Origin of the sequence: Tardiphaga sp., assembly GCF_025356345.1 — a bacterium.
In the GTDB taxonomy this organism is placed as follows: Bacteria; Pseudomonadota; Alphaproteobacteria; order Rhizobiales; family Xanthobacteraceae; genus Tardiphaga.
This window is the reverse complement of record NZ_JANXTC010000278.1, coordinates 1-11,179: the sequence shown is the minus strand read 5'-3', so window position 1 is coordinate 11,179 and position 11,179 is coordinate 1. Positions and strand designations below refer to the sequence as shown.

The following is an 11,179-nucleotide window of genomic DNA, read 5'->3' as shown; positions in this document are numbered from 1 at the left end:
GTTGGAGCCGGCCGACTGCACCCAGACGATCTTGATGCCGTCCTTGGCGAACTCCTTCTCCAGCAGGCCGTTCTGCTTGAGGATGATTGAGACCGGATTATAGGTCGCCCAGTCGAGCCGGATTTCGCTGAGCGGTTCAGCCGCCAGCGCCACGCCCGGCAGCAACAGGGCCGCGCCGATCATACCGGCGAACAGGCGCCGAGACATCTTCCACATGTCAACTCTCCCTGATGACCGCGCCAGCCGGCGCCCGCGAGGCAGATCGACCTGCCCGGCAGAATCTTGAAACATTTATATATTTCAATGGCTTAAACGGCCAGTCAATGAGAAAATAGCTTGCGTGAATGGCGTTGGCGCGAGGACTTCGTTGCCGGAAACGCGCAAAACACAGCATGAAGCGGTCGTTGCCCGATAATCACCGTGACAGCGCCCGCGCGCTCCGATATCCGGGTTGGCCATGGACAGCGTCGCACTACAGACCAGACCCGTCGCCGAACCCCGCTTCGATACGCAAGGCGTCACCGCCGCGATCGATGCGCTGGCGGCGGAGCATCGCGGCCATAACGATTTGTTCCGCGCCGCGCTGGCAAAGCTGCTGAAGGCGGAGCTCTCGAAGGCGCGGCAGGCCGCCGAGGCCGTGCTGCTGGTCGACCGCCATGGCCGCCGCTGCGCCGAACAGCTCTGCCATGTGCAGGACGAGATCATCCGCATGCTGTTCGCCGCGGCGACCCGGCATCTGTATCATTCGCCGATCCCGTCCGGCGCCGAGCGCATGGCGGTGGTCGCCACCGGCGGCTATGGCCGCGGGTTGATGGCGCCGGAATCCGACATCGATCTGCTGTTCATCCTGCCCTACAAGCAGACCGCCTGGGGTGAGCAGGTCGCCGAAGTCATTCTGTACTGCCTGTGGGACATGGGCCTGAAGGTCGGCCACGCCACCCGCTCGGTCGATGAATCGATCCGCCAGGCCCGCGGCGACATGACGATCCGCACCGCGATCCTCGAGACCCGCTTCCTCACCGGCGACAAGCCGCTCTACGAGGAACTGGTGACCCGCTTCGACAGCGAAGTGGTGCAGGGCACCGCCGCCGAATTCGTCACCGCCAAGCTCGCCGAGCGCGAGGAGCGGCATCGCCGCGGCGGCCAGTCACGCTATCTGGTCGAGCCCAACGTCAAGGATGGCAAGGGCGGGCTGCGCGACCTGCACACGCTGTTCTGGATCGCGAAATATGTCTACCGCGTCAGCGACACCCGCGAGCTGATGGCGCATGGCGTGTTCGATGCGCAGGAATACCGCACCTTCAACCGCTGCGAGGATTTCCTGTGGTCGGTGCGCTGCAACATCCACTTCGTCACCAACCGCCCGGAAGAGCGATTGTCGTTCGACCTGCAGCGCGATATCGCGCTTCGCCTCGGCTACACCTCGCATCCCGGCATGCAGGACGTCGAGCGCTTCATGAAACACTATTTCCTGATCGCCAAGGAAGTCGGCGACCTTACCGCGATCCTGTGCGCCAAGCTGGAAGACCAGCAGGCCAAGCCGGCGCCGGCGCTGAGCCGGATGATGGCCAAGCTGCGCCCCGACCCGCAGCGCCGCCGCGTACCCGGCTCCGACGCCTTCATCATCGACAACAGCCGCATCAACCTCGCCGCGCCCGACGTGTTCCGCGAGGATCCGGTCAATCTGATCCGGCTGTTTCGCCTCGCGCAGAAGAACAACCTCGCCTTCCACCCCGACGCGATGCGGACCGTGACGCGGTCACTGCGGCTGATCACCCCGGCGGTGCGCGAAGACCCCGAAGCCAACGCGCTGTTCATGGAGATCCTGACCTCGGACAATGCCGAGACCGTGCTGCGGCGGATGAACGAGACCGGCGTACTCGGCCACTTCATCCGCGCTTTCGGCCGCATCGTGTCGATGATGCAGTTCAACATGTATCATCACTATACGGTCGACGAGCATCTGTTGCGCTGCGTCGGCATCCTCCAGGAGATCGAGCGCGGCGGCAATGACGAGTTCGTCGTCGCCTCCGATTTGATGCGCAAGATCCAGCCGGAACATCGCGCGGTGATCTACATCACCGTGCTGCTGCACGATATCGCCAAGGGCCGGCCAGAGGATCATTCGATCGGCGGCGCCCGGGTGGCGCGGCGGCTGTGCCCGCGGCTCGGCTTCAACGCCGCCGATACCGAACTGGTGGCCTGGCTGATCGAGGAGCACCTGACGATGTCCACGGTGGCGCAGTCGCGCGACCTGTCGGACCGCAAGACCATCGAGAACTTTGCCGCCGTGGTGCAGTCGGTCGAGCAGATGAAGCTGTTGACCATCCTGACCACCGCCGACATCCGCGGCGTCGGCCCCGGCGTCTGGAACGGCTGGAAGGCGCAGTTGCTGCGTACATTGTATTATGAGACCGAGCCGGCGCTGACCGGCGGCTTTTCCGAGGTCAACCGCGCCCAGCGCATCGCCATGGCGCAGGCCGAATTCCGCGCCGCCTTCACCGAATGGCCGGAGGCCGAGCTCAATGCCTATATCAGCCGGCATTATCCGGCGTACTGGCTCAAGGTCGAGCTCGATCGCAAGCTGCGCCACGCCCGCTTCCTGCGCGCGTCCGAGGAAGCCGGCCACAAGCTGGCGATCAATGTCGGCTATGACGAGGCGCGCGGCGTCACCGAACTGACCATCCTCGCGGTTGACCATCCGTGGCTGCTGTCGATCATCGCGGGGGCCTGCGCCGCCGCCGGCGCCAATATCGTCGACGCCCAGATCTACACCACCACCGACGGCCGCGCGCTCGACACCATCGCGATCTCCCGGGAATATGACCGCGACGACGATGAAGGCCGCCGCGCCACGCGGATCGGCGACATGATCGAGGACGTGCTGGAAGGCAAGCTGCGGCTGCCGGAAACCGTCGCCCAGCGCGCCAACAGCCGCGGCAAGCTGAAGCCGTTCGTGGTCGAGCCGGAGATCACCATCAACAACCAGTGGTCGGACCGCTACACCGTGATCGAGGTCTCCGGCCTCGACCGCCCGGGCCTGTTGTACCAATTGACCACCGCGATCTCGAAGCTCAACCTCAATATCGGCTCGGCCCATGTCGCGACCTTCGGCGAACGTGCCCGCGACGTGTTCTACGTCACCGACCTGCTGGGCGCGCAGATCAACGCCCCGACAAGGCAGGCCGCGATCAAACGCGCGCTGATCCATCTGCTGGCACATGGCGACGTCGCGGCGAAACCGGCGGGGTAAGAACTGTCATTCCGGGGCGAACGCGGCGTCAGCCGCGATCGAACCCGGAATGACGAACCCGTTGCTACGTCGCCGCCGCCACCGTCTTCGCATCCAGCACCAGCCGCAGCATCCGCGCCAGATCGGCGCGGCGGTAGGGCTTGGTGAGCAAATGGATGCCGGCGTCGAGGCGACCGTGGTGGACGATGGCGTTCTCGGTATAGCCGGAGGTGTACAACACCTTCAGCTCCGGCCGCTGCTTGTGAACCTCGTCGGCGAGCTGTCGTCCATTCATGCCGGCGCCCAGCACGACATCCGTGAACAGCATGTCGAATGCCAGGCCCTGTTCGACCAGCTTCAGCGCCTCGGTCGCGCTGGTGGCGGTGTGCACCGTATAGCCTAGCGCCGCCAGATTGATGATGACGTTGCGCAGCACCGGCGCATCGTCCTCCACCACCAGCAGGGTTTCCATGCCGCCGACGAAGCCCGGCTCCACCGTCGGGGTCGGTGCGGCGCAGGATTCGGCGGCGCGCGGCAGATAGATCCGGATCGTGGTGCCGTAGGCCTCCTCGCTGTAGATGACGATATGGCCGCCGGACTGCTTGACGAAGCCGTAGACCATGCTGAGGCCAAGCCCGGTACCCTTGCCGAGCGACTTGGTGGTGAAGAACGGCTCGAAAACGCGGTCTCGGATGGCGGCGGGGATGCCGGCACCGGTATCGCTGACTGCGATCATGACATGGGGGCCGGCCTGGACTTCGGCGTGCAGCGCCGCATAGGCCTCGTCGAGCATGATGTTGGCAGTCTCCAGCGTCAGCTTGCCGCCGGACGGCATCGCGTCGCGGGAGTTGACGGCGAGGTTGAGCAGCGCGTTCGCGAGCAGCGTCGGATCGGCCATCACCGGCCAGAGGTCGCGCACCAGCCGCAGCTCGATCTCGACCTGCTCGCCAAGCGTCGGCCGCAACAGCCGCCCGGCATCATGCATCAGGGCGTTGACGTCGAGCTCGCGCGGCTGCATCGGCTGCTTGCGCGCGAAGGACAGCAACCGATGCGTCAGGCTGGCACCGCGGTCGACAGCTTCCTCGATCATCCCGGCCACTTCCGCCAGCTTCGGCCGGTCCCGGACGCCGTCGGCCAACAGCTCCACCGCGCCGGCGATGACCGTGAGGATATTGTTGAAATCATGCGCGATGCCGCCGGTGAGCTGGCCGACGGCTTCCATCTTCTGCGCCTGCTGCAACTGGCGTTCGGTTTCCCTGAACGTGGTGAGATCGCGGTAGACAAGGACGGCCCCTTCCATCTGGCCGAAGGCGCCGGACAGGATGCGGCCGCTGGCGGCGAACTGGGTGAGGGCGGGCTCGGTGCCGCGACGGAACGCAATCTCGACATTGTCGAAACTCTCGCCGCGCAGCGCGCGGGAGATCGGCGTCTCCTCGGGCGGCAGCGGCGTCACGCCGTCGCGGCGGAAGCGGTGATGGCTTGTCTGGTAGGCCGGCAACCCGATCGGCAGGTCGCTGCCGAACAGCGTCCTGCAGGTGGCATTGGAGAATACGGTGCGCGCCTCGGCATCGATGATCAGCAGGCCATCCGCCAGGCTGTCGACGGTCTTGTCGAACAGTTCGGACTTGTCACGCAACGCCGCCGTCTTGTCGTTGACGTTGATGGCCATGCGTTGAAACGCCGCCGCCAGTTGGCCGATCTCGCCATGGCTGCCGGTGGGGAGCTGGATCACCTCGCCGCGGCCGAATTTCTCCACTGCCTCGGTGATCTGGCGCAGCGGCCGCGCCAGCGAGCGCGACACGATCACGGCCATGGTGATCGCCAGCGCCACCGGGGCCAGCGCCGCGATGCTGTCGGAACGTCGCAGATTCGAGGCTGGTGCCATGATGGCCTGGTAGGACATCGTCTCGATGACGCCGATCCGCGGGCGATCCGCCATCTTCGCACTGACCAGCGCCGCCGCGATCCGCTCGCCGCCGCTTTTCTCGATCACCGCCGAACCGCTGCCAACGGTGCTGACCGCCCGCGCCAGCGCCGGAAACTCATCCTGCCAGCGATGCGGCGTGCCGAGGTCGAAGCCGAACGCCCGGTCGTTGTCGGGATGCAGCAGGAAATCGCCATTGGCGTTGACGATGTAGATTTGCGCATCGTCATCCATCGCGGCACGAATGCCTTCGAAAATCGGCCTTATATCGAGATTGACGATCACGATGCCGAACGGCTTGCCGGTGGCGTCCGGCATCATCGTGGCGACGCGCAGCACCGGAACATGCGGCACTTCCAGCCTGCCATATTCCTGGTTGAGCTCGATCGGCGAGATATAGACCTGCCCGGCCGGCAGCGTGATCGCCTCGCGAAAATAGCCGCGGTCGTCCTTCGACTGCAGGTCGCCCGGCGCCACCACGCGGATCGCGTTGTCCGGCCCATTGCGGTCGACGCGGATGATTTCGCGACCGCCATTGGCGATCCCGATCAAGCGCAATTGCTGGATCGCCGGCTTGGCGACCAACTGCCCGACATAGATGTTTTCGATTTGCTCGCGCCACTTCGCCGCGGAGGTATTTCCGTCGCTGTCGAAACCACCGTCAAGCAGCGCGCGCACCAGCCCGTCATGGGCCGGGATCGAGCGCAGCGCCAGCACGTCGCCGCGCACGACGCGTAGATAGATGTCGAGGATGCCGAGCCGGGCGCGCGCCTGGGTGGTGAGCCGCGCCAGCGCCGCGGGCACGACATTGGCTTCGACGCTGTGATAGCCGGCCACGCCAGCCGCCGCGGTGCCGAGCACCAGCGTCACCATCGCGAGCGTGAGCCGGGTCGAGAGCCTCATGCGACCATCCGCATTCTGTTCCGGCACGACATGAAGCGGACCGACTCGGACATCAATTGCCGGCGCCGCCGATTTGACAAGAGCAATCCCGACCACAAGGCGCCGGTATTGTCCGCCGCGCGCGACCGGTCATGCTATGCTTGCACGGCAGATAGCGTCGGGCGCGCGCGGGAGGATTTGATGCAGGTCGTCGGCAATGCACTGGTCGCGCTGGTCGCGGCGCTACATTTGTATTTCCTGGTACTGGAGATGTTTCTCTGGACCCGGCCCTACGGCCTCAAGACCTTCGGCAACACGGCGGCCAGGGCGCGGGACAGCGCGGTGCTCGCCGCCAATCAGGGCCTCTATAACGGCTTTCTCGCCGCCGGCCTGGTCTGGGGCCTAGCGCACCCGGCGCCGGTGTTCGCGTCGCAGCTCAAGGTCTTCTTCCTGCTCTGCGTGATCGCGGCAGGGCTTTACGGCGCGGCGACGGTGAGCCGCAAGATCCTGCTGGTGCAGGCAGCTCCCGCCGCGCTGGCGCTGCTGGTGATCTGGCTCGGTTGAGCCGCACGACCGGAACGCGCTGTCGCCAGCACGATTCTGCCAGGCACCGTTTAATTGTGCTTCTTGTCCTTCTTCATGTTGCCCGAGGCCATCCCGCTGGTGCTGCCTTTGGCCATCGAATCCGGACGATCGACCGCGGTGCTGGTGGTGGTGGTGCCAGACGGGTTGACGCCGATTCCGGTGGAACCGGGTTGCGGCGCGCTCGGATTGGCACCGGCCTGCGCGAAGCGACGCCGGACATCAGGGAGACGAAAGCAATTGCGAGGACGATCTGGTTCCTGTGAACTCCAGTTGGATGGTTGAGCGTCCATCCAATGGCAAAATGTGATTCCAGTTCCTCACACCACAACCAGAAATGCCGCCAGTCCGATCAGCAACGCAATTCCCACCAGGATCAGGATCAGAAATAATTTAGCCATGGTTGATAACGAAGGCGCCGCTACGAAGTTGCATGCGACGTTGTCGCGGCGCTGGGCCGGCGGCGCGGCGCTGGTCGGATGGGCTGATCCATGGCCCGAACCGCTGAGCGGCCGCGGCTCGGCATTGCCATCTCAGGTTCCCTGCGTCACACTCGGTGGTAACGGCGGCACCCTCGCGGGCATGATCGTCGACGACATGACATATCACTATCAGGGGAAGGCAACGCCATGAGGACTTCGGTTTTTAGTGCTTCGTTTTTGGCTGCCCGCGCCGGCCAGGGGCTCGCCGCCGCGCTGCTGATCGCACTATCCGCCTCCACCGCGTCCGCGCAGAAGAAATACGACCCCGGCGCCACCGACACCGAAATCAAGATCGGCCAGACGGTGCCGTTTTCCGGCCCGGCCTCGGCCTATTCCTCGATCGGCAAGACCCAGGCCGCCTATTTCAGGATGGTCAACGAGCAGGGCGGGATCAACGGCCGCAAGATCAACCTGATCCAGTATGACGACGCCTATTCGCCGCCGAAAGCGGTGGAACAGGTCCGCAAACTGGTGGAATCCGACGAGGTGCTGCTGACGTTCCAGATCGTCGGCACGCCGTCCAACGCCGCCGTGCAAAAATATCTCAACCAGAAGCAGGTGCCGCAATTGTTCGCGGCCACCGGAGCGACCCGCTTCTCCGACCCGAAGAACTTTCCCTGGACGATGGGCTACAACCCGAACTACCAGAGCGAAGGACGCATCTACGGCAAATACATCCTGAAGAACTACCCGAACGCCAAGGTCGCGATCCTGTGGCAGAATGACGACCTCGGCCGCGACTACGTCACCGGGATCAAGGCCGGGCTCGGCGACAAGGCCGCGGGCATGATCGTCTCCGACGCCTCCTACGAATTGTCCGACCCGACCATCGATTCCCAAGTGGTGAAGCTGAAATCCTCCGGCGCCGACCTGCTGTTCTCGGCCTCGACGCCGAAATTCGCCGCCCAGGCGATCAAGAAGGTCGCCGATCTCGGCTGGAAGCCGACCCATATCGTCGACATCAACGCCACCTCGGTCGGCGCCGTGCTGGTGCCCGCCGGGCTGGACAATTCCAAGGGACTGATCTCGACCAATTACGGCAAGGACCCGGCCGACCCGCAATGGAAGGACGACGCCGGCATGAAGCGCTATTTCGCTTTCATGGAAAAGTACTATCCCGACGGCGACAAGAACTCGAACTTCAACACCTATGGCTACGGTAATGCGCAGCTAATGGTCGAAGTGCTGAAGCGCTGCGGCGACGATTTGACCCGCGCCAATGTGATGAAGCAGGCGACGACATTGTCCGGCTACACCAACGACCTCGGCCTGCCCGGCATGAGCTACTCCACCACGCCCACCGACTACCGCCTCAACAAGCAGCTGCAGATGCAGAAATTCAACGGCGAGCGCTGGGAGCTGTTCGGCCCGATCATCGAGGATGATGTGAACGGGTGAGGCGCGTCTCCAGGACGCAATATCCTCTCGACAGTCGTCCCCGCGTTGCGAGCCTTCGCTCGCGCCGAGCGGGGACGCATACGCCGTGCAGAATTCTGGCGTGGCGAAGCTGCCGATCAATCCTCATGACGCCGGAGGTTATGGTTCCCCGCTTTCGCGGGGACGACCTCGGAGATCCGGAAAACGGCCAGCGCGCACCACCGCGCAAACCCATCGTTTTTTCCGTCCGCGTTAATCTCTGCTTAACGGCGCTTTAAACCGGGAACAGTAGGGTCGCGCATCGGAAGCGTGGGTGGCGGATGGCGAAGAAAAAGGGCGGGCGCAAGGAGCCGACATTCGGGGTTTCGGCCTCGCTGTCGGAGCCGCGGATGAATCCGCGGGACCGCGTCGCCCGCGACGAGGATGATCTGCCCAGGGAAAAGCCCAAACCCGCGCCGCGCAAGGCCGCGGAGCGCAGCGCGCGAAAATCGCGCAAGGCCAGCCGCGCGCGGACATCCGGGCGGATCGGCGGCCTGGTTCGCAAGACATTCTACTGGGGCGCGGTGCTCGGGCTGTGGGGCGCGATCGCGGTGGTCGGCGTGGTGATCTATGTCGGCGCGCATCTGCCGCCGATCCAGTCGCTGGAAATTCCGCCGAAGCCGCCGAGCGTGCAGATCGTCGGCATGGACGGCAGCTTGCTGGCGACAAGGGGCGAACAGGCCGGCGCCAATGTCGCGCTGAAGGACCTGCCGCCATTCCTGCCGAAAGCCTTCATTGCCATCGAGGACCGCCGCTTCTATTCGCATTACGGCGTCGACCCGATCGGCATCGCGCGCGCCGCGGTCACCAATTTGCTGCATCACGGCGTGTCGCAGGGCGGCTCGACGCTGACCCAGCAGCTGGCGAAAAACCTGTTCCTGACGCAGGAGCGCACCATGGCGCGCAAGCTGCAGGAGGTGGAACTGGCGTTCTGGCTGGAGCGCAAGCATTCCAAGAACGAGATCATCGAGCTGTATCTCAACCGGGTGTATTTCGGCAGTGGCGCCTACGGCGTCGAGGCGGCGGCGCAGCGCTATTTCGGCAAGTCGGCGAAGAGCGTGACGATTTCGGAAGCGGCGATGCTGGCGGGGCTGGTCAAATCGCCGTCGCGGCTGGCGCCGAACCGCAACCCGGAAGGCGCCGAGGCGCGCGCGAAAATCGTGCTGGCGGCGATGGAAGATGCCGGGTTCATCACGGCGGCGCAGGCCAAGGCCTCGATCGGCGCGCCGTCCTACAACGTCAAGCCGGTCGGCGCCGGCACCGTGAACTATGTCGCCGACTGGATCGGCGAAGTGCTCGACGATCTGGTCGGCCAGATCGACCAGAGCATCATCGTCGAGACCTCGATCGATCCGAAGCTGCAGGCCGTGGCGGAGGCCTCGATCATCGACGAGCTGGCGGCCAAGAGCGTCAAGTTCAACGTCAGCCAGGGCGCGCTGGTGGCAATGACGCCGGACGGTTCGGTGCGCGCGATGGTCGGCGGCCGCAATTACGCCGACAGCCAGTTCAACCGCGCGGTGACCGCCAAGCGGCAGCCAGGCTCGTCGTTCAAGCCGTTCGTCTATCTGACCGCGATCGAGGCCGGGCTGACGCCGGAGACGATCCGCACCGACGCGCCGCTCGACGTCAAGGGCTGGAAACCGGAGAACTACACCCACGAATATTTTGGCGCGGTAACGCTGAAACAGGCGCTGGCGATGTCGCTGAACACCGTCGCGGTGCGGCTCGGGCTCGAGGTTGGCGCGGCCAGCGTGGTGCGCACCGCGCACCGGCTCGGCATCGCCTCCAAGCTGGAGGCCAATGCCTCGATCGCGCTCGGCACCTCGGAAGTGTCGCTGACCGAGCTGGTCGGCGCCTATGTGCCGTTTGCCAATGGCGGGCTCGGCGTCACGCCGCATGTAATCAACAGGATCCGCAACGTCGCCAACAACAAGGTGATCTATGCCCGGCCGGCGGATGCGCTGGGCACCGTGATCGACGCCCGCGCGGTGGCGATGATGAACACCATGATGCAGGAGACGCTGATCTCCGGCAGCGCCAAGAAGGCTGACCTGGCGGGCTGGGGCGCAGCCGGCAAGACCGGCACCAGCCAGGATTTTCGCGACGCCTGGTTCATCGGCTACACGTCGCGGCTGGTGACCGGCGTGTGGCTCGGCAATGACGACAATTCGCCGACCAGGAAGGCGACCGGCGGTGGATTGCCGGTGGAGATCTGGTCGCGCTTCATGAAGACCGCGCATCAGGGCCTGCCGCCGGAACCGGTGCCCGGCCTGGCGCCGAGCAGCGCGTTCGGCGGCATCGGCCAGGCGATGTCGCAACTGCTGCCGGGGATCAGCGCGCCCGCCTCGGAAGCGCCGGCGCGCGGCTATGTGCCGAGCGCGCCGGTCTATAATGGTGCGCGGCCGCAGCCGCCGGCGCCCACTCAGACCACTTATCGCGACGCGCGCGGTTCGCAGCCGCAGCCGAACGCGCGCCCGGAAGCCGCGAGCGGGCTCGACGGCTGGCTGGTGGATCGGCTGTTCGGGAGATAAGGGCTCCGTTCCCCGGACGCAGAAAGAAACCGGGATCCCGGATCTGCGCAGCGGCATGAAGGATGCCGCAGCGCGTCCGGGACACGACGCCGAGGCGTCTAGAGCGTTTCATTGATTGATTGAAACTGGA

The 11,179-nt window shown here is 65.1% G+C and carries 7 protein-coding genes and 1 pseudogene; 5 read left to right on the top strand and 3 right to left on the bottom strand.

All coding sequences use genetic code 11. The features are described from left to right. A pseudogene (locus Q0S16_RS17300) lies at positions 1–216 on the bottom strand (aliphatic sulfonates ABC transporter substrate-binding protein); the annotation flags it as partial. A 241-nt stretch (positions 217–457) separates the two neighbouring features. Between Q0S16_RS17300 and Q0S16_RS17295 the strand changes: the two are divergent. Next, positions 458–3,253, top strand: a complete 2,796-nt coding sequence (locus tag Q0S16_RS17295; protein WP_295850502.1) for a [protein-PII] uridylyltransferase — start codon at positions 458–460, stop codon at positions 3,251–3,253. Between the two features lie 64 nt (positions 3,254–3,317). Here Q0S16_RS17295 and Q0S16_RS17290 read toward each other — a convergent pair whose 3' ends face one another. Then, complete coding sequence (locus Q0S16_RS17290; RefSeq protein WP_295850499.1) at positions 3,318–6,059, bottom strand: ATP-binding protein; 2,742 nt, start codon at positions 6,057–6,059, stop codon at positions 3,318–3,320. Between the two features lie 180 nt (positions 6,060–6,239). Here Q0S16_RS17290 and Q0S16_RS17285 point away from each other — a divergent pair, with 180 nt between their 5' ends. Beyond that, positions 6,240–6,602 carry a DUF1304 domain-containing protein gene (locus Q0S16_RS17285; RefSeq protein WP_295850497.1) on the top strand — a complete coding sequence of 121 codons (363 nt, stop codon included), beginning with the start codon at positions 6,240–6,242 and terminating at the stop codon, positions 6,600–6,602. A gap of 50 nt (positions 6,603–6,652) precedes the next feature. Here Q0S16_RS17285 and Q0S16_RS17280 read toward each other — a convergent pair whose 3' ends face one another. Next, entirely contained in the window at positions 6,653–6,913 is a 261-nt protein-coding gene (locus Q0S16_RS17280; protein ID WP_295850494.1) for a hypothetical protein, read from the bottom strand. Between the two features lie 106 nt (positions 6,914–7,019). On the opposite strand from Q0S16_RS17280, the gene Q0S16_RS17275 reads away from it, so the two are divergent. From Q0S16_RS17275 to Q0S16_RS17265, 3 genes are all read left to right on the top strand, one after another. Next, entirely contained in the window at positions 7,020–7,253 is a 234-nt protein-coding gene (locus tag Q0S16_RS17275; RefSeq protein ID WP_295850492.1) for a hypothetical protein, read from the top strand. Next, the gene (locus Q0S16_RS17270; RefSeq protein ID WP_295850490.1) at positions 7,250–8,500 is read left to right on the top strand and encodes an ABC transporter substrate-binding protein; all 1,251 of its coding nucleotides are present in this window, start codon (positions 7,250–7,252) and stop codon (positions 8,498–8,500) included. Before Q0S16_RS17275 ends, Q0S16_RS17270 begins: the two co-directional genes overlap by 4 nt. A 299-nt stretch (positions 8,501–8,799) precedes the next feature. Then, a complete protein-coding gene (locus Q0S16_RS17265; protein WP_295850488.1) occupies positions 8,800–11,049 on the top strand; it encodes a transglycosylase domain-containing protein in 2,250 nt (749 codons plus the stop codon). The last annotated feature ends 130 nt before the right edge of the window (positions 11,050–11,179 follow it).

What these genes read in the sequence shown, in the direction of transcription:
- Q0S16_RS17290 (WP_295850499.1), bottom strand. Translation starts at nt 6,059, where the DNA reads ATGAGGCTCTCGACCCGGCTCACGCTCGCGATGGTGACGCTGGTGCTC.
- Q0S16_RS17265 (WP_295850488.1), top strand. Translation starts at nt 8,800, where the DNA reads ATGGCGAAGAAAAAGGGCGGGCGCAAGGAGCCGACATTCGGGGTTTCG.
- Q0S16_RS17280 (WP_295850494.1), bottom strand. Translation starts at nt 6,913, where the DNA reads ATGGACGCTCAACCATCCAACTGGAGTTCACAGGAACCAGATCGTCCT.
- Q0S16_RS17275 (WP_295850492.1), top strand. Translation starts at nt 7,020, where the DNA reads ATGGTTGATAACGAAGGCGCCGCTACGAAGTTGCATGCGACGTTGTCG.
- Q0S16_RS17295 (WP_295850502.1), top strand. Translation starts at nt 458, where the DNA reads ATGGACAGCGTCGCACTACAGACCAGACCCGTCGCCGAACCCCGCTTC.
- Q0S16_RS17270 (WP_295850490.1), top strand. Translation starts at nt 7,250, where the DNA reads ATGAGGACTTCGGTTTTTAGTGCTTCGTTTTTGGCTGCCCGCGCCGGC.
- Q0S16_RS17285 (WP_295850497.1), top strand. Translation starts at nt 6,240, where the DNA reads ATGCAGGTCGTCGGCAATGCACTGGTCGCGCTGGTCGCGGCGCTACAT.